The sequence below is a fragment of the Pseudomaricurvus sp. ABR4_320 genome (assembly GCF_056159445.1).
On record NZ_JBSWVF010000005.1, the window covers coordinates 34,538 to 58,723 of the forward strand.

Sequence of the window (24,186 nt, forward strand, 5' to 3'; positions counted from 1 at the left end):
TAACGCGCATTGAATGTTCTGTTGATATACGTTGCAATCAAATGGCAGTTGAAAATATATATCTGAATTCGAGAAACAACTCGGATCATTCGTGGAATCGACAGTATTTGTTACCACAGAGAAAAGCACAGAGAGATCAATAACTTCGCACTCACGTCCCCCGCATGGGCTGGAGATTTGAACAGGAGCATTGGAAAGATAAGACCTTGCCGTTAAGGAAGAGACTTATCAAAGAGAAGATTTATATTCAAACCATTGCGAGGTGTTAACACCATGAATGACCTTCAAAGAGATAACACCACGACCAAGCCAATGCCAAGGTTTTGAATTTTTATTTTCATCTATCGAACCCTCGCAGCTTACCTCTACGGTATTTGCCCAGTTGTATTTGGAGAACAATATGTCGCGCCACCCTTCTCGCTTAATTTATGGTCGCCGAACACTTTCAGCCTGTATCGCTACAACCTTCGCATCAGCAGCGTTCCTGTCAGCGACTAGCGCCTGGTCGCAAGAGTCGACCTCCGAGCAGGCGTCTCCAGCAATGGAAGAAATTACCATTACCGCCCGAAAGCGGACAGAAAACCTTCAAGAAGTCGCCGACGCAGTGAGTGTAATCAATACGGAAAAACTGGAATCAGCCGACATCCAAACGGTTCAAGACGCGGCACGCTTGACACCAAGCCTTGTTATTCTGGATTACCTCTATCCGGGCACGAAAACCGTTTCTTTTCGAGGCTTCACCACATTGGGAAGAGACGGCGAATTTCCTTTCTCTACCATTGTTGACGGCGTTGTTCAGCCGGGACAGATGTTTTTTGATCAACAATTGGTAAATGTTGAACAGATCGAGATTTTACGAGGCCCTCAAGGCACACTCTACGGCGGCGGCGCGATTGCCGGTGCCATTAATATTGTTACCGAAGCACCGAGTAATGAATTCGAAGGCAATGCGAAAATATCCATGGCCAATGGCAACACCAGCACCTTTACCGGTAATGTGTCTGGCCCATTGGTTGAAGATAAACTCTACTATCGCTTGGGCGTCTACGGCATTGATTCAGAAGGCCTGATCAACAACAAAGCCAGCGAGAAAAACGCAGACTACTCTTCTGAACAAACCTACCGTGGTCAATTGCTTTATACCCCAACGGACGAGCTCTCATTGGCTTTCAATGCCAGCTACACCGATGGCGAACACGGTGCCTTATGGTTGGTACCCGTTCCAGATGCGAGTTTCGACGGCTATGTGGATGACCCAGATGAAGATGAACCTGGCAAGCTTGAGCGTACCTTGCAATCCTACTCCGTTAAAGTGGACTACGATTTCGCTGACTGGGCAACATTCACATCCATTTCAGCCATCAACAAAGCCGAAGAATTTACCACCGCTGACGCTGACTATAGCGCTGAACCACTGAATACTCAGGTCGTCGATTACACGGAAGATTTCTGGAGCCAGGAATTCCGCTTGGTCTCGGCCGGCGACTCTCGGCTGGGATGGAGTGTTGGTTTGTTTTACCAGGATTATGAAACCGAATCGTCATCGCTTTATGGTCCTGTCTCCTCGCCGCAAATTTGGAACAGTACAGTCAGGGACTACAAAAATTACGAAACGACCGCCGTTTTCGGACAGATGTCTTATGAATTTACTGACCGTATCGAAGCAACCCTGGGTCTGAGATATGACTCAGAAGAACAGGAGTTTGAAGATCGCGTCAACGGTACAGCTGACGATCAAACCTTCCACGAACTTCAGCCCAAAGTCAGCGTTTCTTACAAAATCAGCGAAGATGTCTTCAGCTACCTGAGCTATGCTCGTGGCTATCGTAAAGGTGGATTCAACGCGCGTACATCTGACACACTGGCGACCTACGACCCAGAGACGGCAGACACTTATGAGTTTGGTGTAAAAAGCACGCTAGCGGATGGCATGGTCGTTCTCAATGGATCTGTTTACTATACCAATTACGAAGGCCAGCTCTTCAACACCTCACGTGTCGTCGAAGGCGAAGGTATTTTCACCGTTATTTCCAATATTGAACAGACCGATGTTTATGGAATCGAAGGTGAATTGAACTGGTTCGCCACCGACGCTTTATCGATGAATTTTTCAGCGGGCTACTCAGACGCATCCATTGAAGAATTCCTGCCGGAAGACCCGGGTCTGTACAATGGAAACCGCATTCCACAAGTGTATGGACTGACGGCACAAGCGGGATTTGATTATAAAACCGAGGTTGGCGACAACTACACCCTGACCTTCCACGGCGACGTAGCGCATCGTGGCAATGTTTACTGGGATGTGCAAAATGAACTCGAAACCAGCCCCAGCACCTTCGTTAATAGCCGCGTCGCGATCGATAATGGCGAATGGACCATCGCGATCTTTGGCCGCAATTTGACGGATGAGCGCGTTCCCGCGGCAGTAGGTCCACACGCATTAGGGACAAGTTCACTGGCCAGCTACAACGCACCGAGACAATACGGTGTCGAGCTTGGTGTGAAGTTCTAACTCGACGACAACAGAGGGGCCTCTGACGTTACGGCGCCCCTCTTCTTTAGGAGAGCGACGGTATCGATATAAATGGTATCAACCAGAAATTCGAGCGATCGAAAATCTCCTTTTTCCTGCAAATCCAATGGAAACCCTCATGAAACGCCGCGATTTTCTTCGGTACGGCTCCACAGCCGCATTGATGACAACATTTCCAGGTTTGAGCATCGCTATGCCTGATAAAGCCAACCAACGCCCTCTCGGTCTGCAACTCTACACGGTCATGGAAATGCTGGATGCCGATTTTGAAGGTACGATCAAAACGGTATCCGAGCTTGGCTATGCGGAAGTCGAAACCCTTGGCGATTTCGACAAAGACCCTGCGTGGTTAAAGAAGCTTTTTAGCCAATACGGCTTAACCTCACCTTCCCAGCATTTGATGCCGCGTGGACTGGGCAAAATATTCGCCGCGGGCTTTCGTAAAGAAATTCCTTTTGACGAACTCAAGCAGGCGTTTCTCAAAGCCTTTTCTTTTGATTGTATCGACGATTTGATCCATGAATGTGCCGGCATGGCGCAAGGTATCGGTCAGGAATATCTTACCTGGCAGATCACCTGGGATGTGCAAATGCAATCAAAGGCCGCTGTTAATGAACTGGTACGCACGCTCAATAAAGCCGGTGAAATTTGCAAACAAAAAGGTCTGAAACTGGCATACCACAACCACGGCGCGGAATTTGTCGAAGTGGATGGAATTATTCCCTATGACCAAATTATCGAAGGTACAGACCCAAACTTGATGGATATGGAAATGGATCTCGCCTGGGTCACCCATGCAGGCGCGGACCCTCTCACGTATTTGCAAAAGTATCCGGGACGCTTTCGCCTTTGTCACCTTAAAGATGTTGCAGAAGACGGCAGCGTGAGAGGTTCTGGCAAGGGTGTCGTCGACTTCAAACGCTTTCTCGACGCCGCCGGTCCCGCCGGCGTAAAACACTACTTTGTTGAATATGATGCGCCTGAAGATCCGGCAGCAGTCATCAAAGAAAGCTACACCTATTTACGGCCAATGTTGTAACGCCGCCAGAGAAACAAAAGAGATATTATGAGTAACAACAGATACCGTATCGCAGTCGATATCGGCGGAACCTTCGTCGATGCCATCGAACTGGATCAGCAAACTGGCGCCGTGCGGCTGGCGAAAGCCCCAACAACGCCGGCGTGCCCCGCCGATGGCGTTATGGAAGCGATTCACCGATTAGGAACGCCACTCGAAGACGTGGATACCTTTGTCCACGGCACCACACTCGGACTGAATGCCATTATCGAGCGTCGCGGCGCCGTCACCGGGATTATCACCAATTCCGGTTTTGAAGATGTTTTCGAAATTGGCCGTGCGGATGTTCCTGGTCACGACATGTTCAACTTTGCCTATAACAAAGGCGAACCCTTGGTTAAGCGACGTCATCGCGTGGGCGTCAATGGTCGATTGCAATTCGATGGCAGCGAAAGCCGACCCCTGGATGAAGCCTCCGTTGTCGATGCCGCAAAACGACTGCAGACTGCTGGTGTTGAAGCCATTGCTGTATGCCTATTACATTCCTATCGCAATGCTGCCCACGAAGAGCGCGTTGCGCAACTGGTGCGCGAAACCTGTCCAGAGTTACCCGTTTCTATTTCCTGCGAAATTACTCGTGAGTATCGGGAATACGAACGCACCTCTACCACGGTTCTAGACGCCTATATTCGTCCGATCTACGAGCGTTATATTGACGCACTCGATACGGCACTCACCGAAAAAGGCTTTGGTGGTCGCTTCCTGATTATGCGCTCCAGCGGTGGCGCCATGACGGCCAAGCTGGCAGCGAAAGCCCCAATTTTTACCGTGATGAGTGGACCGGCGGGCGGCATGATCGGCACTGCCGAGTTGGCCCATGTGCTGGACAAAAATCAATTGCTGACTCTGGATTACGGTGGCACCAGTCTCGATGCCAGCCTGATTGAAAATCAGCAGCCGATTGTTATGCATGAAGCGAATATGGAGCATTTTCCGGTATTAATGCCCATCTTCGATATTCGCTGTATTGGTACGGGAGGTGGTTCCATCGCCCGTGTTGAGGACGGACTTTTGCAGGTCGGCCCACAGAGTGCAGGCTCGGATCCCGGACCCGTCGCCTACGGTCGTGGCGGTACGGAACCCACAACGACGGACTCCTCTCTTGCTTTAGGCTATCTCGATCCGGCGAGTTTCTTGGGCGGTAAGATGGCGCTGGATGGAGAAGCGAGCCTCGCGGCAATCGACAGCAAATTGGCCTCTCCATTAAACACCGATGCCACCACGGTCGCCGCTGGTGTGTTTGATGTTCTGATCGCAAAAACGGTCGGTGCAGTACGTGAAATAACCGTAGACCGGGGGCGCGATCCGTCTGAGTTTTCTCTGGTTGCCTTTGGCGGCGCCGGCCCCATGATCGCCCCGCTACTGGCCCGGGAAATCGATGTGGTCGAGTTGATCGTTCCCCGGGTTCCGGCAGCATTTTCTGCCTACGGCATGTTGATGTCTGACATTACCGCAGACTTCGCTCAAACCGATATTCGCCCTTTAACGGCGGAACAGCGCGACGCCATCATAGAGGGTTTTGATACGCTAGCACTTGCCGCCCATGAGCAGCTGTCCATGCAGGGACTGGTCGAATCCGAACGGGAAATGGAATACACCCTGGACTTGCGCTACGCAGGTCAAGAGCACGCACTCAAAGTTGTTGTTGAGCGAGAGCTGAACGTCGATGCGGCGGTCGCAGAATTCAACGACCAGCATAAAGAAAGATACGGCCATGTTATGCCGGATACCGTGGAAGTTGTCGCGCTGCGCGTGCGAGGAATTGGCAGACTGTCGAAACCTGCCATGCAACGTTTACCTGAAGCAACGACCGATGCCAGTGAGGCGATCAAATCGACCCGCGAGGCATTCGACTTTGCTGTACGCCAGCGGGTCCCCTTTGCCATCTATGATCGCGATCTTCTGACGGCTGGACATACCTTTGATGGCCCAGCAATCGTCGAAGAAGGCACCTGTAACACGGTTATTCACGGCGACCAAAGCTGTCGAGTTAACGACTATGGGCACATGATTATCACCACTAACCGCAACGGGGAGGCACGCCCATGAGCTTGGACGGAGCAAGAACCGAAATCATCCGCAGCTATCTCATTTCCGCCACCGAGGAAATGCGCCGCACCCTAATCCGCACGGCCTTCAATCCGGTTATTTACGAGACTCTCGATTTTGGCATATCGGTTTACGATGCCAATTTGGATCTCATCGCCGAAGCTCCAGGGCTGGCATTATTTCTCGGTGCGAATGACTACGCCATTAAAAAAGGTGTGGAATATATCGGTGTTGAGAACCTGGAACCGGGTGATATTCTGCTGATGAATTATCCTTACTGGAACAGTGCCCACGCCGCCGATGTGACGCTGTTTGCCCCGGTATTCGCGCCAGACAGCAATACCCCGTTTGCCTACACCTGTATTCGGGCTCACTGGATGGATCTGGGCGCGAAGGATCCCGGCTATGTTCTGGATTCCACCGATATGCATCAGGAAGGTTTGATCTTTCCCTGCACAAAAATTTATAAGCGCGGCAAACTGGATCAGGAAATTTTGAATCTGATTCGTTTTAATTCTCGCATGGCGGATCTCGTTATCGGTGATCTTGAAGCACAAGTTGCTGCGACGCGAACGGGTGAAGCCCGTCTGAACGCCATTCTCGAAAAGTTCGGCAAGCCCGCCTTAGACACCGCCATTGAGCACTTCTTGCACCACGGGGATATGACCACGCGCCGTGAGTTAGCAAAACTCCCCCAAGGTACCTGGGAAGCCGAAGACTGGGTCGACGACGATGGTATCACCGATGAGCCGGTTAAGATCCATGTCAAAGTCACACTCGATGACAAGGGCATGAGCTGCGACTTCAGTCAGTCTTCTGGCGCCACTCGCGGCCCGATCAATATGCCTTTTGGTCTGACTCAGACTGTGTGCAAATTTGTGTTGCGTTCACTGACCAACCCTCACTCCCCGAGTAATGCCGGTTATTCCCGCGCGCTGGATGTTATTGCCCCAGAGGGAAACCTCTTCCATGCTGTATATCCCGCTGCCACCTATACCTTGTGGACATCCCACCTGACCTTGGAATTGATCTACAAGGCCCTCGCTCAGGGGATGCCACAACGCTTGGCGGCTTCCAGCGGCGGTGACACCCCTGGCTTTATGATGGTGGGTAACAATCCCCAGACGGGCGCCATGTACGCCGTATCCAACAACGACCCGGTTGGCTGGGGTGCTACGGTCAACGCAGACGGCGCGAATGCCGTCAATCATCTCTCGGGCGCGCTCGTTCGCAATACACCGATTGAAGTGATGGAAATGAAAACCGGTATGCGGATGGAGTCTCTGGCTCTGCGTACGGACAGCGGCGGTGCCGGTCGTCAACGTGGCGGACTCGGCACCGAAAGGCGCATCCGCTTTGCACAGGACGGCGAATTTCTAACCGTCACCAAGAAAACCAAAACCCGCACCTGGGCTCTGGAAGGTGGTCAGGATACCGAATCCATCACCATGCTGTTATTCCCCGGCACCGACAAAGAAAAACGGGTGGGCACCTATCGTACTCCCGTAAAAGTGGATGAAACCATGCACTGTATTTCCGGCGGCGGTGGCGGCTTTGGCAACCCCGTAGAACGCGACCCTGAAGCCGTTTTGGAAGATGTACTCGAAGGCTATGTTTCCCTAGAGGCAGCGACCAACCTTTACAAAGTCTGTATCGAAGACGGCTGTATCAATATCGCAGAGACTGAACGCCTGCGTCATCAAGCGGAGAAGTAATGAATAATATTTTTGTCACCGGTGATATTCCCACCGGTAGTATTGAAGTTATCAACAGTGAAAACCCTTCCGACATCCGCTTGGCATTAAAGACGGATCCGGAAACACCTTGGATGGGCTGGTTTCATTATCGAGTCAGCGCATGTAAAGACGTCCCTTTGCGCATGGTGCTCACCAACGCCTCTCGCTCAGAAGAAGAGCGCCTCGCCGGCCGTGAAGAAATTGACGATGAATGGACCAATACCGGCGCTGTAGCGTCTTACGATTTGGAGAACTGGTTTCGGGTGCCTTACCAAAAGCAGTCAGACGGCAGTGTGATTATCGAGCACACACCAGAATACAACACCTGTACTTACGCAAAATGGGCGCCTTATACTCCAGAACAGGAGCTGAGGTACTACGCAGATTTGCAGACTCGCGCCGATTTCACCACATCAATTATCGGTAAAAGTACCCAGGGGCGCCCTATTGAAGAGTTGATGTTTAGCGAGCCTGGCGATACGAAAAAGGTTTGCTGGATTGTTGCACGACAACATCCTTCCGAAAATATGAGCGGCTATTTTCTCGAAGGTTTTCTCAATCGACTGACGGATCCACAAGATACTGTCGGTCGCACATTATTGGAGAAAGCCGTATTTCACATCATTCCCAATATCAATCCAGACGGTGTGGCTATGGGCCATACCCGCGGTAACGGCGTCGGTTGTAACCTCAATCGGGAATGGGTCGAGCCTTCCATGGAGCGTTCACCTGAAGTCGTCGCGGTACGCAATCGTATGGAAGAGACAGGCGTAGACTTTTCTCTGGATTGTCACGGCGACGAGGAATTGCGCTGCGTTTTCCTCGGTGGTCCGTTGGAAATTCCTTCGCGCTCCAAAGAGTTGCGACGCAAGTTTCGTCAGTTTGAACTGGCCTGGGCTGCAGCCACACCTGAGTACGAACTGGGCCACCCCTACCCTGGTGGCTCGCCAGAAGAAGCCGATTTAACCATGGCCTGGAACTGGATTGCAGAGCGCTTCAACTGTCTGTCTGTACTGCTGGAACAGCCCTACAAAGACACCAGCTGGAGTTCGGATCCCGTTTACGGATGGTCACCACAACGCGCTTACGATTTGGGTGCCGCACTGGTACCCGCGTTGCTCTCCCAACTGCCGACACTACGCTAGATTTCAAACTTCGAAACATCAGCTCAGTGTTGTTAACGTGTTTGCCGTAGGCTAGTAGGCTACGGCTTTTTTCTTTCCAAACCTTTCTTTCTAAAAAAAGGAGTCTGCATGGACGCCCTATCTTCGATGTTCCAATGGTGGAATGCCGCTTTTAACGATCCCGAAGGTTTTACACCCGAAAGCTTTTCACAGTACTGGACAGACGACGCAGAATTGATCGTCAATGGACGCCCCGCCGTCAAAGGCTTGGATGCGCTTTCAAAGCACTTTATCGGTATTCAGGCCCGCGTAGAAAATGTGGAGATTATTTTGCCTTTCGAATTGATGCAGCAACAGGAGAATCGAATATTTACCTGGCACTATGTTCGCGTTGTCGATCAGGGCAACTTAATCATCGAACAAGTCATGGGGTTCGCAGACATTGAAGACGGCCGTATCGCACACGTCAATTTTACCGGTGTTGATCTCGCCACTGATTGTATTCCTAGCGCCCTGCGCGGCTGACCAACGCCTCTCACCTTATGTTCGAGCCGGTCTCTTTACCAGCGACTCTCCGGCTCGGCTCAAGCCCCAGTACACGACTGCCGCCGGAATCACCGAATCCATCGCGGCAACCGTGGTAAATCCCACTTGATGATAAACGCTTAGATAACCGGTAAGAATACCTACCCCCCAGGCAACAAACGCTCGCCAGTTGTAAGCCGGTAGAGCTTCTACCTCTGCCTCTCGATACTGTCTACGTTTTACCAGATAGAAATCGCAGACATACAGTCCACAGAGGCTGGGAACGCATATTGCCAGCAGACTGATGTAAGGAACAAAGAGAGAAACCACCTCAAACAAAGACAAAGACGTTGCCACAAGGCCGATAACCGTCGCGACATATTTAAATTTAAGGCGTTCGTTGGTAGACGCAATCCCCAACCCGGAGGAATACAGCATCAGACAGTTGCTGGATATCGTCGAGAAGATAAGAACAATCAGAGCACCCGTACCCAGCCCCAGAAACAACAGAATATTAATTAGGTCTTTCTCACCGGCGATAATTGATGGAATTGCTGTCACAGTAAGAACGATCGGAAATGAAATCCCGAGAGAGAGAAAAATCGCCCCGGATCCCCCCAGAAGGCTTTTGCTGTAACGGGTATAATCCGGCAAAGTCACGATACCGCCACTGTAGGCGCCGATAACGGCGGAGGCTACAGCACCGATACCCATAGCCGCAGAACCCTCAGCAGATAAGGCAGAGAGGTCATAGGTATGCAGTGCCTGCCAGAGGCCCGCCAACAATAAAATGGCCATTACCGGCACTAGAATGCGCGCCATTTTATCGAGCATTGCAATGCCGTACAGAGAAATCGCCGTCATCAACAATCCGCCAATGACGCTGAAAATACGACGGTCAACAGAAAGGTCGAGAATGCGTTCACAAACACTTGAAAGAGCATTACCAAACAGATTCCCGATCATCGCAAACCAGAACAGACTCACCAACGCGGTAATCAACGTGCAAATCTTGAAGCCCGAGCGGCCGAAGGTGTGGCGCAGAATCAGATAGGTCGTAAGCTTCGATTGGGCTCCTACACTGCCCGTTAGGGCTCCGAGAACACCAAGAATCAACCCGCCAACGATAAAACCGGTAACGGCATTATGGAACCCTGCCTGCTGACTGATCTCTGCAGCCATCAAAAAACCGGGCACCGCAATGGTTCCACCAATGACGATCAGTGCAATATGCCAGGATTTTACGGATTGAGATTCGGGTACCGCGGTATGTTCATAGCTGGCAGGATTTTGATGTTCAGGCATGGTGACAACTCGTGCAGGGACCAGACATAACCCAGCTTTCGTTAGCCAGATGATGCTGACGCTGGGAGGAAAAGATCCTCACCGTAGATTGACCAACGAATGATCGCAACGACGACAAACGTAATACATTTTTGCGTTTAGCGCAAAATAGTAAATTTAGACAGCAATCCATTTAAAATGGATACCGAGTCTTGAACGGCGCTCAATTTAGACATGTTTTAGGGAAACAGCCTGCTTCTCGGGAAGCAACAGTGCTACGGTTTAATCTAGAACGTTTCACCTCCATAACAACAGCTGAACAAATTACTTTGCATTTGACGCAAATTTTGTATTCTATGGATGCTTCTAATGATCGATGACTTTTCTTTTTCTCCCGACAGGCTTGCCATGGAAATCAAAATCAATAATACACGCCTTATGTATTTGTATGAGGCTCAACGCTTTAAGACCATGAATGCGGCCAGCGAAGCCATGGATGTCGCCCCCTCTTCCGTTACCCGGCAGATTGCCGCCCTAGAAAAAGAACTCGGTGTTCCCCTGATCGAAAAAGGGCGGCGAGGCATCAAGCTAACAGAAGCTGGCATACTTGCCAGAGATCACTACCTCGAACGCTGCGCTCAAGAAGAAGTTTTTCTTTCCAAAATAGACAATCTAAAAAGTTTGAAAACGGGAACCATTAAAATCGCCATTGGTGAAGGTTTCGTCTCGGACGCGTTTAGCCGTTTGATTAATCATTATATTGAAGAATACCCGGGGATATCCGTTGATATTTTGTTAGCAAAAACCAATCACATTATGGAATTGGTAAAGGAAGACGAAATTCACTTTGGTTTGATCTTTGATATTCCGCGCGACCCGAAAATCAGAACCAAGCTTGAGCTATCGCAGCCCATTCGAGTCGTCATGAGCCCCAACCATCCCCTTGCGATGCAGGATATGGTCAGCCTCACCGAAGCCAGTCAGCATAAAATGACACTGCCGAATAAGTCTTATCGCATTCGTCAGATTGTCGATATGGCAGAAACGTTTCTCGACCCTGACCTTACCTCCAACTCACTGCTTTTAATTAAAGATTATGTAAAATCCGGCAAGGGCATCAGTTTTATGCCGCAAATAGCTGCGCAGAAAGAAATTCTGGGTCAGGAGTTGGTCAGTCGTCCTACCGACAGCGGCTTGTTTGAAGGAACCAAAATCAGCATGATCAGCCGTCTCGGTCGCCAATTGCCCGACAGCGCTGATCTTCTGCTTAGACGCATTCAATTGTATTTAAAGGAAACTGTTGCCGCACTCACAGCCGTCGATAACCGAGTGGCTTAATGCGCCGAGTTTCGAGGAAATAAAAAAGAGCGCAAAGCTCAAAGAGACGATTCTTGTGGCAATGTCGCGAGTACATCCAAGACTCGCTGACTGAGCGCCGTAACACCTTTTTCCGTCACCAGATCCTGCTGGCCTTTTATTTCCACTTCAAAATCATACACCCGTTGAGGGGAATGAACGGAGATCAACTTCGCCTGCAGGTATGCAAACAAAAAACTCGGCTTATACACCCGCCCGACTATCACCCAATCTGCCTGGTGGGTCGCGCCAAGAGCACCGGCAACATCGGTGTGTTCATACAAATAGCCAACACCTTGATCCGCCGCCTGTTGTTCGGCAACGGGGACTGAAACCAAACGAACTTGGGCAGGAGTCGTCATCGCCGCCTTAAACAGTGGTGTCACCGACGCTGTTCGCGCTTGCTCGGCCTCTGTGCCCGGCAGCAAGGTAACATCCCTCAAATGAAAATCCAGAATCGCAATCGCAGCGCCGTCTTGTTCAGCAAAAGCCGTTACGCTGCACCATATCAGTAAACTCGTTACCATGCATCGAGCAAAACACACGAGGCCATATCTAATGATCGCCATGGAGTTCTCCTTTAGAGAGACGTTGCAAAAACGTATCTGCCATACTGAACAGATCGCCCCTCGTTGATCGTGTTGCGCCAAATATATCCCTAAGGGATCGCGGGATAAGGGCACTTTGTGGCTCGGCGCCTTACGGGTACAATACTGCGCTTTTTTTGATCGCCCGTCTGCCGGGATTTATTGTTATGCTGAACCGAACCTTTTCCTGCGCCCCGATGATGGACTGGTCAGATCGCCACTGTCGCTATCTGTGGCGACAAATGAGCGAGAGAACATTGCTCTACACCGAAATGGTCACCACCGGGGCATTGATTCATGGCGATACCGCGCGCTTCCTCGATTTTAATTCTGAGGAACACCCTGTCGCCTTACAACTGGGCGGTAGCAATCCGGACGATCTCGCACGCTGTTGTGAACTCGCTGAACAATGGGGTTACGACGAGATCAATTTGAATTGTGGATGCCCCAGTGACCGGGTTCAAAACGGCATGATTGGGGCCATTTTGATGAAACACCCCCAATTGGTGGCAGATTGCTTTAAAGCCATGCAGGCCGCCACCGATCGAGAGGTCACCATCAAACACCGTATCGGTGTCGACGACACGGAAGACTACGCCTATTTAGCGCAGTTTGTCGAAACCATTGCGGCTGCTGGCTGTAAGGTTTTTATCGTTCACGCGCGTAAAGCCTGGCTCAAAGGGTTGAGTCCGAAGGAAAACCGGGAAATTCCCCCACTGCAATATCCGCTTGTCTATCAACTCAAAGAAGACTTTCCGGAGCTTACCATCGTAATAAACGGTGGTATCGAAACGCTGGCGGACTGCGAAACGCACCTGGCAAAACTTGACGGTGTTATGGTCGGACGCGAAGCTTATACCAACCCGTATTTGCTGGCCGAGGTAGATCAACAACTGTTTGGGCTGGATCAGCCGATACTCACCCGCAAACAGGTCGCAGCTCGCTATATTGATTACTGCCGCCGACAGGTGGACAACGGCCAGCCGCTGTATCAAGTTGCTCGACATATGCTGGGCTTATTCCACGGCTTGCCGGGAGGACGCAAGTTTCGTCGGCACTTGAGCGAGAATGGCCACAAACCGGGTGCGTCGGCCGCTCTTTTAGAGGAAGCCGTCGATCTGGTTCGCAGCGACTAAAGACACACATTAGGAGGTATCCATGATACAAGCCCTGAAAACCCTGTTTACCGACCTGATGTCCGAAGAGCAGGCCCCGGAAGTCGAAACCAATACCCGCGAATTGGCCGCGGCAGCACTGATGATTGAAGTGGCGACGACCGATGAAGACTTTTCCGATGTGGAATTACAAACCCTCTCTGACGTCTTGCGTCAGCAATTCAATCTCTCGGCCAACGCGCTGCAAGAGCTGATTCGCATTGCCCGCACCGAAAGCCGTGACGCCACCTCACTGTTTCAGTTCACCCGCTGCGTGAACGATGAATATTCCATGGAAGAGAAATGTGAGCTGATTACCGGCATGTGGAAAGTGGCGTTTGCCGACAGTGATCTGGACAAGTACGAGGAGCACCTGATCCGACGGGTCGCGGACTTGATCCATGTGTCCCACTCGGATTTTATCAAGGCGCGCAACATCGCTCGAGGCGAATAAATATCGGGAGCTACTCTTCCTGTTCCAGCGTGGCAACCAGATCCCGAAAGGTGTCTGCGTTGCGGCTGTTTAAATCCATCAAAATTCGGTGGGACTCCAGCACCTTTCGCCGCACAGAATCCTCTGAAACATCTTCGTGATCCAAAGAAACCGCCTCCGCCAGAGGCTGTAGCGGGCGATCGATAATATCGAATATCTCATCAAATCCCATGGTATCCAGAAGCCGATTAATACCCGGCGATGAGGAAATAATAATGGGCCGAAAGTCCTTCCTCTCGTCGGCTCCCATGGAGATCTTTGCCATTAGCCCTAACGTTGTACTGTCGATGCTTTTGGCTTCAGTCAGATCAAAAATGATGGATGTGAAGTCGTCTGCGGCAAACATGGCCTGTATAAACTTATCAAAGGAAATGCACAGGGTCAGGCGTACATTGCCGACCATGCGAATCAGGTAGACACCATCGCGATTGGCCACCCAAATTTTACCCGGCTGCATGATTCCCTCCAGCGCCGTTACGCTCAATTCTCAAGATGGCAATATCGTCTGGAGCCTCGTGAATCTCCGTCAATTCCAACGCTGCCAGTGTTCCTTCCATGCCCGGACGACTGTCTGCCAGTACCCGCAGCAAATGCGCTTCTTTGTCCTGCAATTCATCTGGCGGCATCACTTCCAAGATACCATCGGAAAATGCGAGCAATACGGCACCGGGCGGAAAATCTACGTGATGCAAACGCCACGATTGATTGGGAAACAAGCCCAGTGGTCGCCCTTTACCTTCCAAAAACTGGGCGTGACCATCGTAGGTCAATACAGGCAGTGGTAGATGGCCCGCAATCGAATAACGCAAGCGATTCAGCTGCAGGTCGATGATACCCACCAGGCAGGTCATATGATGGCCCAGGCGGGTTTCCAATAACTGACGGTTGATTTCACAAAGCCAGCGATTGATGTCCGTGTCTAACTGGGATTCCTGCATAAAGAGGTTGAGCTCTGTCATCACCTCCCCCGCCGCATGCTTCAGCCAAATGGTGGTAAAGGCTGAGGAAGCTCCGTGTCCGGACACGTCCGTCAGATAGAACGCCAAAAACCGATCCGCGCGATAGGCAATATCGATAAAGTCGCCGCTGAGAAACAACGACGGGATGACCTGGTGCTCAATGCGGAAATCCCCCCGCGAAAACGGCGTCGGAGGCAACAGCCGCTCCTGCACACGTCGACCCGCCTCCTGATCTTTTTCGAGAGTGCGTACATGCTCTTTTAACTCAGAGTTAGCGGCTTCCAACTCCTCGCGGTAACGCTGGTTTTCAGCCTGCAACTCGCGGGTTTCGAGACTGCGCCGCACCGAATGGACGAGCACTTCGAGATCGACCAGGGGTTTGATCAGAAAATCGGCCGCCCCAAGGCGCAGCGCCTGAACGACGTCGGCAATAACACCAACGCCGGACATAATAATGACTGGAATTTCGGGATTGACCCCATGGACGCGCGCCAGCACGTCCAAGCCATCAACCCCTGGCATTCGCAGGTCGGTAATGATGGCATCGGGTTCATGTTGATGAAACAGATCCAAGCCTTCCTGGCCGTGATCGGCCTGAAGCACCCGAAAACCACTGTCTTCCAAGTAAGCTACCAGGCTCTGGCGCACAATGGTGTCATCATCAATGATGAGTAGAGTCCAATTCTCGGAGGTCATGGTTGACTAGTGAATACGAAAAACAGGCCAAAATTATCGGTAATTACCCGCGGACGAGCTTCTTATAAAGCGGCTTGCACGCCCTCGTACGGTCCCAAGGACTCTGAACCACAGATGTGATCCAAAACACTACTCCCATAGTAGACTTCATGCAAGCTTCCTAAAGCAGGAGTTATCCTCATAAAACCGGCCTTGAGCGCAGTTTCGATCATAAAACTTTTCGCGAAGAATAGAGTCAAGGTCTAAAATTACACAGAAAGATAAACCGTCTGTACTTTTAGCTCTCACCCACAGGAGTTCTACATGGACCTAGCCAGTCGACCGTACACAGAAAAACGAAATTTTCTGAGAATGCAGATCGACACGCCTGTTAAGGTTTTTGTTCAATCTGAAGATTCGGAATTGACCGGTATCTGCCACGACCTGAGCGGCGGCGGTATGATGATTGAGCTGGATAAAACCCTGCCCGTTGGCGCAGAACTTAAGGTCTCTATTCAAGCGCCCACCGGGATAACCCCGATGCTGCAGGCCAAAGTTCGAGTCAATCGAGTAGAAGCTGGCCCGAATGACAGCTGTCGTCTGGGCATGGAAATTATTGAAGTGATTAAGTAGTCCCGCCTAGCCAAACGGGATCACAGACTCTCACTGACCAGGCGTCGTTACCGCTAACTGGCCAGTCGTTATCAGTACCAAGGGCGACGCTTGTTTATCCTCACGCCAACGAGGACGGTGTTTGTTTCCCTTAAAATTCGTCATCTCCGAATTCATCGGCGGGGGCACCTTCCCCAAATTCATCGTCATAACCACCAAATTCACCGCCGAAGTCGCCACCAAAATCATCTTCCACCTCGCCATCGTGTATCAAATACTCACGACGCTGAAGGAAAGCATCTCGTACAAACGCATACTTATCACCACTGAGCAGTGACTCTGCATCCAATAGGCGAGCTCTGGTGTCGACCATACTCACACCGTAGAGAGTGTTACGAGTCGCAACATCATCAATATACGGATACGGCATGGTGTAGGAATTCAACGGTATACCAAATGCATCCCGCAGAGTGGTTGAACCAAGGAAAGGCAATACCAAGTAAGGCCCCTGCCCACTACCCCAAGTGGCAAAGGTCTGACCAAAGTCTTCGCCATCCCCTCTGGGCAACCCCATGTAACCCGCAACATCGAAAATACCAGCGAGACCAACCGTCGAATTGATCAAAAAACGTCCAGTATCATTCCCAGCTTGACCCAATTTGCCCTGCAGCAAATTATTGAGCACGTTGCGCACTTCCAATAAATTGGAAAACACATTGGAGACGCCCGTCTCAACAACGTCTGGGGTGACAGTACGATAGCCTTTGGCCACGGGCCGCAGAACATAGACATCCAGAGTATCGTTGAACTTGAACATCTTGCGGTTAAATGATTCCCAAGGATCCGGGTCTTTTTCAGCGCCAAGAGCCGTTGATGCGGCAAACAGCACCACACCGGCCAGTAGCACTTTGCAAAGATCACGAAAATACATGGGGTTTCTCCTGGACAGTTCGCGGCGCAAGTGTACCTCAAGATTCGAAAGCAGGGAAAAGGCCCTTTTTGCGAGGATTAGCGGCACTCAAACCGATAGTATAGATAATAAACGCTATCTTCTGGCTGGGCCCATTCATCCAGCTTGGTCCAACCATCAGGACACTGCTGCATCATTTGAGTGAATAGGCCATTGATGGCGGACTGAGCTCCACCTGTTGCTGTGAAGGGTTCGCGAGTCGTGTAATGAACATTGCGGTTACCACGCCCCGACTTTCCGGACAACTTGGTTTCTACGCTCGCTGTGTTAGAAGAGTTCACTTCGGCAGCAGACTTCTCAGCCACGGCATCCGCACCCTCTTTATCTGTATCGACCAGGGACTTCTCTTCTGGCGCTTCAAAGAGCTTCACTTCCTTTTCACCGCATTCCATATGCATTTTATGGAAATTCAAGCTATCGGCCATATCGACCATGGCTTCACAATCGTCCTCTTGTGAATCCGCAATGGTGACAGAACTACCAAACAGGACCACAGACAGCAGGCTTACGATTACATACGCTTTTGGCAAGTTTGCCTCCCTCATTCTTACAGAGTTCTTACCGGGCCAAAATACGGCCGCGAAAGATACCAAAAAGGGGCGCACTCGCGCCCCCTCCTTTACAACACTTTTAATTTTCTTGAGACAACCTATACGACTGTCTCGTTGCGGACTAGGTGAGAGCACTGGCACCCTGGGAACCTATGGCACCTTGGAAACCTCTGATTAATGTCGGCGAGGCGGCCAGCGCAAGGCAAAAATAACCGAAAAAGCACAGTTTACGTGTTGTAAATGAGCATTTTGAGGTCATTTTTAACGAAGCGATGGCAACGCAGTTAATTAATCAGAGGCTTTCCTGATCATGACCGCAAAAACCATCAAAGTCTTACTCAGAATTTGTGTTCCATACCAAAACCGAACACATTTTGCGCATCTTCACCGGAAGTCGCACCGTCTTCATCGGTATTCATGGTGTAATAGACAAGGGCCTTGGTGTTTTTAGCCAGTTTGTAATCCGCGCCAACAGAAAAAGTTTCCTCTTCGTGGTCATCGGCATCACTTTCCAACATACCGTACTGGCCTTTCAAAGAAATATCACCCATTTTGTATTGCGCCGACAGCAACCAGCCATCTTCGTCAACGTCGTCACCGGTACTGGATTCGTTCATCTGGTACATACCGCCGAGTTGCAAATCACCAAGCGTGTATTGAACCACTCCTCGATACAACTCCTGATTATCGATGTCCTGATCCATAGCAAAACCCAGATACAAATCATCGAGGGTGTAGGTCAACGACAGCGAAGTGCCATCGAACCCATCATCTTCTTCTCCATCAACATCAACGTCGTCTCCCTCAGACGCCACGAATGCGAGAGTGGCCGTAAAGCCTGACATTTCTGGCGTAGAATACATTACGATATTGGATTCGCGGTTCTCTCCTTCAAAAGTATTTTTGAGGTCACCATAGAGATCGTTAAACAGATCGATCTTATTTTGGACCAACTTGGTCGGAGTATCGTGACGCCCCGCGATGGCCGTACCAAAGTTGCCCATCAAACCAACGTAGATGTTACGCTGGCTAAAGACTTCGTCATCACCGTTATCGCCATCATCGACGTAGATTTCAAACTCGGCCTTGTAAATGGCATAGAGACTGTCGGTTAGCGCGGTCTTACCTTCCAGACCAATCCGCGAAGCATTGCTGTTCATTTCCCACTGATCGTAGTCATCATCTGGAACGTCATCGCTTTCGAAATCGACAGCGTCCATTGTGACAAAAACCTTACCGTATATTTCACCATCGATCGGCCCTACCGCATACGCGGAGACAGGAACACAGGCCGCAACGGCCAATGGTAACAGGGCTTTTTTCATGGGGATGTCTCCTCAAGACAATAGAAAAAGGGCTCAAGCAACCCGGATTTATTCCATCCAAAAAGATTAAGGAATATGGCGCGAATTGTGAGTTTGTTATATGACAGTAATATGACAATAGTCTAACAATTTAAAGACCGCTAAAATTTGTCATTCAGGACCTTTCACGAAAAAGCTTTAAGCGCCACGCCACTCATTTGAAAGAAAACCGCTGCTTTTTTTGGGTTCTTTTTCCCGCCATTAAACGGCAGTGACATGTCCTTTTGACAGCGTACAGTTAACTTGCTGACAGTGGCCTGCCATAGGCTCACTTGGCATAAGTATGGCAAAGGATTTGGAATTTGCTGCCAAATTGGACAGCAGGATGAAAGTCAATTACAAAGAGATGCCCGGCAGGCGGCGCATCCACGCCGAAAGATCTTCCATGGGAAGTTCCACACCTTCGAAAACCGGCGATCGTCGAAAAATAGATCGTTTTTTCTCTACTCCTCTCAACCACATTGCATCGTGTTCACCCAGGCGTTTTAGCCACTGCCGATGCCCCTCTTGTTGTTTAAGGGAATTGTTCTGAGTCAGATAGAATGACGGGGGTAAACCTTTGGTTTGTAGGGCGATGGAAATGTCTCTGCCATCAATGGGGTCTAACCATGGCAGCGTCGCGCTCCAGGAAGGAAGAGACAGCCGCAAAGCCCGGCTTAAGATTGAGTCCGGTTTGGAGCGAGTTTGACGCCAGCGTCTAACGCTGTCGAATAACCGTGTAAATCCAGATTTTGCGTGGGCAAATAGCGCTCGATCTGCGTCTACATGAATAAAGCCGCAAAGAGGAGATTCCAGACCCTGACAGCGGGCGTAAAATGCCAAGAGCAGCAAACTGCCATTGCCCTCCCCTAACCAAACCTGACCGGCGCCAGGTCTAAGCTGAGAGATTTTATGCAACTGATGAGGATAACTGTCACCGAGTATATGTTGCAGAGCCCATTGCTCGTTATCCTCTGTCAAAGCGGGTGCCGACCGGCTGAGCGCACCAATATGAAAGACATCCATACCTTGATCGGTCAGCCATCGAATGGGGCAATCCAACTCGCCATGCATTTCTGTCATTGAAGAGTCGGCCAGAGGATCACTGAAAATAACTAGTACATCACCATCATTGCGACGGGAATATCGCTCAAGAGTCGCACTGCCACCGGAAAACGGCAGACTGTATCGCTGATGCATTAATCTTGGCAGACTGTCCATAAAGGCGTTATTCCCGTAACGCTAAGCGAAAATGTCTCTCATTGAGTGAGCATAGCGGTTACTTAATCTCCTGCCAAAAACGCTTAATACGTTTTGGCGAAACCGGCATTGCCGTTTTTAATGTCTGAGCAAAGAGCGAAACACGTAATTCTTCACACATCCAACGGTAGCGCACCATATCGTCATTTTGCAGAACATGGCTCTCGCCTTCAGCAGCGACACGATCCTGCCAAGGCTGAAGCAACTCCTGTATTTCTGCCGTTGCCAACTTGTCTTTTTGCACCTGACCGGCGGCCTTTTCAAGTCGGACCAAAATAGCCTTTAGATACCGAGGGTAATGACTTAACCATTCCAGAGGTGTTCGCAACAGAAAACCCGGCCGTAACAGCCAGCGCATCTGCTCCTGAATATCACCCGCCGCATGAGCAATCAATAACGCCTGTCGACTGTTTTTGATGGTTTTACGAATGGTCACCGCTTGACTGAGGATATCGGCCAGAATGTCTTCCCGCTGCTTTGCGTATTCGGCAAGACGCCCTCGCCCGACAGACAGTCCCGCGCGAAACGCTTCCTCTGTCTGAGGTAAACACTCGGCAAAACAGGCATCTAGCGCCGCCGCCAACAAGAGATCGTCAATGACGGCTTGCCGATTTCCTAGATCCAGCACGGTAAGTCCCAGATCCCGACCTTTTAACAAAGATCGCGCAAGTGCGTTGGCGTCAACGGACGCCTCCAGTAATGTCAGCCTCGCCACGCCCTGAATATTCTGCCAGTGAGCCAGTTGCGGATCCGCATCAATCTTTAACGCGACACTGGTGCGCTCATCCTTCATGTACGGATAGGCCGTGATGCGCATACCATTACGCTTTAGCCGCGTCTCTCGAGGCAAATCGCCAAAATCCCAGCGAGTGATATTGTCCCGCTCAAACGTGGAATCGGCTTCCTCCAACGTTTTTCGAACCTTGTGCCCCCACTGAGTTTTAAGCGCTGCCAGGTCCCGCCCCTGTGCTAACAACTTACCGCCGTCGTCCAATACTTGGATGTTAAAAAGATAAAAATCGTCCAGTGGTTCTGTTTGCCAGGCCTCTGCGGGAATCTGCACACCGGTTTCACGCAGTAATTGATGGGCCAGAGCCTCAGTCAATGGAGTGTCAGAGGGTTTTAATCTGGCCAGCGCTTTATCCACGTAGGCGGGAACGGGAACAAAGTGTTTGCGCCACTGTTTGGGTAACGCCTTTACCAATTGCACACACTTGTCACGCAATAACCCGGGTACCAACCAATCCAACCGCTGTTCCGGCACCAGATGCAGAGCTGCAACAGGGACTCGCAAACTCACGCCATCATTAGGGCTGCCCGGTTCAAAGTGATAGTCGAGGGGAAAGGTCACTTCTTGCCAATCCAAACGCTTGGGGAATTGTGCTTCGGTGACACCTTCCGCGTCGTGACGCATCAACAAACTGCGATCCATAAACAGCAGTCTGCCATCGTCTTTTTCCGACGAGGCTTCCTGCTGTTTGCGCCAGTGTTCAAAACCCGCCAGATTGACCACGTCAGCCGGCAATCTTTCGTCATAAAACTGGTAGACGGTTTCGTCGTCAACGAGAATGTCGCGCCGTCGGGATTTGGCTTCCAGATCCTGAATGTCGGCGATCAAGCGCTGATTATGCTTGAAGAATTTTCCTTTTCCCCGATAAAGCCCTTCCACCAATGCCACCCGAATAAACACCGAGCGCGCCAGTACGGCGTCTGTTTTGGCCAGACTGACGCGACGCTTATCCTGCAGTGTTAAGCCATAAAGACTCACGCGCTCATAGGCGACCACTTGTCCGGCACGCACATCGTAGTGAGGTTCGAACTGCTTACGCTTTACCAGATGATTGGCTGCTTCCAGTATCCACTGAGGATCCACCTCTCCCACCTGGTGAGCGAACACTCGCGAGGTTTCCAACAGCTGACCGGCAACCAACCAACGCGGCGGTTTTTTTGCCTGGAAAGAACCGGGAAACACGTGAAATTTGCGATTGCGAGCGCCGATAAATTCTTTATCTTCACCACGTACGCCAATGTTGCCCAACAAACCCACCAACAGGGCCCGATGAATGGCTTCATAGCCGGCGACGTCGCGGTTTTGATGCAAGTTAAGAGGTTTCAAGGTCACCACAAGCTGGCGATGGACCTCCCGCCACTCCCGCAACCGCATAAAGGAAAGAAACTCTTTGCCGCACAAGCGCCTGAATTGATTTTGTGTCAATTCCTGGCGCTGCTCTTCAACATAGTCCCACAGTGCCAGCCAGCTCATAAAGTCCGACTTTTCCTGTTTGAAACGTCGGTGCTTTTCATCGGCAGCCTGCTGCTTTTCCGCGGGTCTTTCACGAGGGTCTTGTACCGACAGAGCACTGACGATGATCAACATCTCGCGCAGACATCCCTTGGCAGAGGCCTCAACCAACATTCGCGACAAGCTGGGATCAACAGGAAACGGCATCAGCAACTTGCCGAGTTTGGTCACCTTGCCCTGGCGATCTACCGCCTGCAGCTCTTCCAGCAGTTTAAAGCCGTCGTTGATCAGGCGGTTATCCGGTGGATCCACAAAGGGAAATTTGCGTACATCGCCAATACGCAGATTTAACATCTGCAAAATCACCGCGGCCAGATTTGTGCGCAAAATTTCGGCATCGGTAAATTCTGGCCGAGTCTGAAAATCCTGCTCGTCATAGAGTCGATAACAAATGCCTGCTTGCACTCGTCCGCAGCGACCTGCACGCTGATTGGCACTCGCCTGGGAGATAGGTTCAATGGGTAATCGTTGAATTTTCGAGCGAAAGCTGTAGCGGCTGATACGTGCGAAACCGGGATCAATCACATATTGAATACCCGGCACAGTAATACTGGTTTCTGCCACGTTCGTCGCGAGAACAACCCGCCGGCCGGAATGGGCATTAAACACTCGGTTTTGCTCCGCCAGTCCGAGCCGGGCGTAGAGCGGTAAGACGTCGAGATGGGGAAAATCAGCACGCCGCAGTGCATGTGCGGCCTCTCGGATTTCCCCCTCCCCGGAAAGAAATACTAAAATGTCACCACCGCGAGGGTTCTCGGTCAGTATTTCCTCGACGGTGTCCGTAATTTCACGGAACAGATCCGAATCCGTGTCGACCGGCGGTCGATAGCGCATTTCAACCGGAAAGGTTCGACCGGAAACTTCCACAATCGGTGCATCGTCAAAATGTGCAGAGAAGCGCTCCAGATCAATGGTCGCGGACGTGACGATGACTTTTAAATCGGGCCGTTGGGGCAGAATTCGCTTTAAATACCCAAGCAGAAAATCAATGTTAAGGCTGCGCTCATGAGCCTCATCAATAATCAGGGTATCGTAACGATTCAGATAACGGTCGTGGGCGATTTCAGCCAGCAGGATGCCGTCGGTCATCAACTTTACGAGGGTGTTTTCACCACTCTGATCACTGAAACGCACCTGATAGCCAACCAGATCGCCAAGCGTTGTATGTAGCTCCTCGGCGATACGGCTGGCCACTGTTCGGGCGGCAATTCGGCGCGGCTGTGTATGGCCGATTAAGCCCGTTTGACCACGGCCAATATCCAGGCAGATTTTCGGCAGCTGTGTGGTTTTACCCGATCCGGTTTCACCGGCGAGTATCACCACCTGATTTTCTTGGATCAATTTGGCGATATCGGCTCGCTTGCCAACGATGGGTAACTGCTCAGGATACTCGATCGCGGGACACAGACGAGCGCGGGCACTGACCCGCTCCCTGGATGTGTCGACCCGCTGTTGCAAATGAGCGATATCGTCTTCAGTGATGGTTGAACGTTTTTGCAGTCGCTGAATGGCTTGTTGCAGCGGGTAGCGGTCTCTGGCCATGACGTCTGACAGATTCGCCGCCAGAGCCGTGAGTTGCTGGTGTGACAAAAGTG

At 50.9% G+C, this 24,186-nt stretch carries 19 protein-coding genes; 10 read left to right on the top strand and 9 right to left on the bottom strand.

Features of this window, described 5'->3' with window-relative positions; all coding sequences use genetic code 11:
• The first annotated feature begins 400 nt into the window (after window positions 1-400).
• The 6 genes from ACXAFR_RS11675 to ACXAFR_RS11700 all read left to right on the top strand — a co-directional run bounded on the left by ACXAFR_RS11675 (window position 401) and on the right by ACXAFR_RS11700 (window position 9,045).
• The gene (locus tag ACXAFR_RS11675) at window positions 401-2,512 is read left to right on the top strand and encodes a TonB-dependent receptor (protein ID WP_475176965.1); all 2,112 of its coding nucleotides are present in this window, start codon (window positions 401-403) and stop codon (window positions 2,510-2,512) included.
• Between the two features lie 139 nt (window positions 2,513-2,651).
• The gene (locus tag ACXAFR_RS11680; RefSeq protein ID WP_475176966.1) at window positions 2,652-3,572 is read left to right on the top strand and encodes a sugar phosphate isomerase/epimerase family protein; all 921 of its coding nucleotides are present in this window, start codon (window positions 2,652-2,654) and stop codon (window positions 3,570-3,572) included.
• 27 nt (window positions 3,573-3,599) lie between these two features.
• Window positions 3,600-5,660 (top strand): hydantoinase/oxoprolinase family protein, encoded by a 2,061-nt coding sequence (locus tag ACXAFR_RS11685; RefSeq protein ID WP_475176967.1) that lies wholly within the window; start codon window positions 3,600-3,602, stop codon window positions 5,658-5,660.
• On the top strand, window positions 5,657-7,375 hold the full coding sequence (locus ACXAFR_RS11690; protein ID WP_475176969.1) for a hydantoinase B/oxoprolinase family protein: 1,719 nt from the start codon (window positions 5,657-5,659) through the stop codon (window positions 7,373-7,375). The genes ACXAFR_RS11685 and ACXAFR_RS11690 overlap by 4 nt, the downstream gene beginning before the upstream one ends.
• The gene (locus tag ACXAFR_RS11695) at window positions 7,375-8,541 is read left to right on the top strand and encodes a M14 family metallopeptidase (RefSeq protein ID WP_475176970.1); all 1,167 of its coding nucleotides are present in this window, start codon (window positions 7,375-7,377) and stop codon (window positions 8,539-8,541) included. Before ACXAFR_RS11690 ends, ACXAFR_RS11695 begins: the two co-directional genes overlap by 1 nt.
• A gap of 108 nt (window positions 8,542-8,649) precedes the next feature.
• Window positions 8,650-9,045, top strand: coding sequence for a hypothetical protein (locus ACXAFR_RS11700; RefSeq protein ID WP_475176971.1), 396 nt, complete (start codon window positions 8,650-8,652; stop codon window positions 9,043-9,045).
• 15 nt (window positions 9,046-9,060) lie between these two features.
• Here ACXAFR_RS11700 and ACXAFR_RS11705 read toward each other — a convergent pair whose 3' ends face one another.
• Window positions 9,061-10,350 (bottom strand): purine-cytosine permease family protein, encoded by a 1,290-nt coding sequence (locus tag ACXAFR_RS11705; protein WP_475176973.1) that lies wholly within the window; start codon window positions 10,348-10,350, stop codon window positions 9,061-9,063.
• A 348-nt stretch (window positions 10,351-10,698) separates the two neighbouring features.
• Between ACXAFR_RS11705 and ACXAFR_RS11710 the strand changes: the two genes are divergently transcribed.
• Window positions 10,699-11,667 carry a LysR family transcriptional regulator gene (locus ACXAFR_RS11710; protein WP_475176975.1) on the top strand — a complete coding sequence of 323 codons (969 nt, stop codon included), beginning with the start codon at window positions 10,699-10,701 and terminating at the stop codon, window positions 11,665-11,667.
• A 38-nt stretch (window positions 11,668-11,705) separates the two neighbouring features.
• Here ACXAFR_RS11710 and ACXAFR_RS11715 read toward each other — a convergent pair whose 3' ends face one another.
• Window positions 11,706-12,254, bottom strand: coding sequence for a DUF2380 domain-containing protein (locus ACXAFR_RS11715; RefSeq protein WP_475176976.1), 549 nt, complete (start codon window positions 12,252-12,254; stop codon window positions 11,706-11,708).
• 185 nt (window positions 12,255-12,439) lie between these two features.
• Here ACXAFR_RS11715 and dusA point away from each other — a divergent pair, with 185 nt between their 5' ends.
• Together dusA and ACXAFR_RS11725 are read left to right on the top strand one after the other, a co-directional pair.
• On the top strand, window positions 12,440-13,408 hold the full coding sequence (dusA, locus tag ACXAFR_RS11720) for a tRNA dihydrouridine(20/20a) synthase DusA (RefSeq protein ID WP_475176978.1): 969 nt from the start codon (window positions 12,440-12,442) through the stop codon (window positions 13,406-13,408).
• Between the two features lie 22 nt (window positions 13,409-13,430).
• Entirely contained in the window at window positions 13,431-13,880 is a 450-nt protein-coding gene (locus ACXAFR_RS11725; protein ID WP_475176981.1) for a tellurite resistance TerB family protein, read from the top strand.
• 10 nt (window positions 13,881-13,890) lie between these two features.
• On the opposite strand, the gene ACXAFR_RS11730 is transcribed toward ACXAFR_RS11725, so the two are convergent.
• Together ACXAFR_RS11730 and ACXAFR_RS11735 are read right to left on the bottom strand one after the other, a co-directional pair.
• Window positions 13,891-14,376, bottom strand: coding sequence for an STAS domain-containing protein (locus tag ACXAFR_RS11730; protein ID WP_475176984.1), 486 nt, complete (start codon window positions 14,374-14,376; stop codon window positions 13,891-13,893).
• Window positions 14,363-15,574 (bottom strand): SpoIIE family protein phosphatase, encoded by a 1,212-nt coding sequence (locus ACXAFR_RS11735; RefSeq protein ID WP_475176986.1) that lies wholly within the window; start codon window positions 15,572-15,574, stop codon window positions 14,363-14,365. The genes ACXAFR_RS11730 and ACXAFR_RS11735 overlap by 14 nt, the downstream gene beginning before the upstream one ends.
• A gap of 303 nt (window positions 15,575-15,877) precedes the next feature.
• Here ACXAFR_RS11735 and ACXAFR_RS11740 point away from each other — a divergent pair, with 303 nt between their 5' ends.
• The gene (locus ACXAFR_RS11740; protein WP_475176989.1) at window positions 15,878-16,186 is read left to right on the top strand and encodes a PilZ domain-containing protein; all 309 of its coding nucleotides are present in this window, start codon (window positions 15,878-15,880) and stop codon (window positions 16,184-16,186) included.
• A gap of 130 nt (window positions 16,187-16,316) precedes the next feature.
• Here ACXAFR_RS11740 and ACXAFR_RS11745 read toward each other — a convergent pair whose 3' ends face one another.
• The 5 genes from ACXAFR_RS11745 to hrpA form a co-directional block, all read right to left on the bottom strand.
• Window positions 16,317-17,096, bottom strand: a complete 780-nt coding sequence (locus ACXAFR_RS11745; protein ID WP_475176990.1) for an MlaA family lipoprotein — start codon at window positions 17,094-17,096, stop codon at window positions 16,317-16,319.
• Window positions 17,097-17,173: 77 nt separating this feature from the next.
• Complete coding sequence (locus tag ACXAFR_RS11750; RefSeq protein WP_475176992.1) at window positions 17,174-17,665, bottom strand: hypothetical protein; 492 nt, start codon at window positions 17,663-17,665, stop codon at window positions 17,174-17,176.
• A gap of 359 nt (window positions 17,666-18,024) precedes the next feature.
• Entirely contained in the window at window positions 18,025-19,011 is a 987-nt protein-coding gene (locus ACXAFR_RS11755) for a porin (protein ID WP_475176994.1), read from the bottom strand.
• A 375-nt stretch (window positions 19,012-19,386) separates the two neighbouring features.
• Window positions 19,387-20,250, bottom strand: a complete 864-nt coding sequence (locus ACXAFR_RS11760) for a hypothetical protein (RefSeq protein ID WP_475176995.1) — start codon at window positions 20,248-20,250, stop codon at window positions 19,387-19,389.
• Between the two features lie 58 nt (window positions 20,251-20,308).
• Window positions 20,309-24,181: an ATP-dependent RNA helicase HrpA gene (gene hrpA, locus ACXAFR_RS11765; protein WP_475176997.1), complete on the bottom strand. Its 3,873-nt coding sequence runs from the start codon at window positions 24,179-24,181 to the stop codon at window positions 20,309-20,311.
• Window positions 24,182-24,186: the final 5 nt, after the last annotated feature.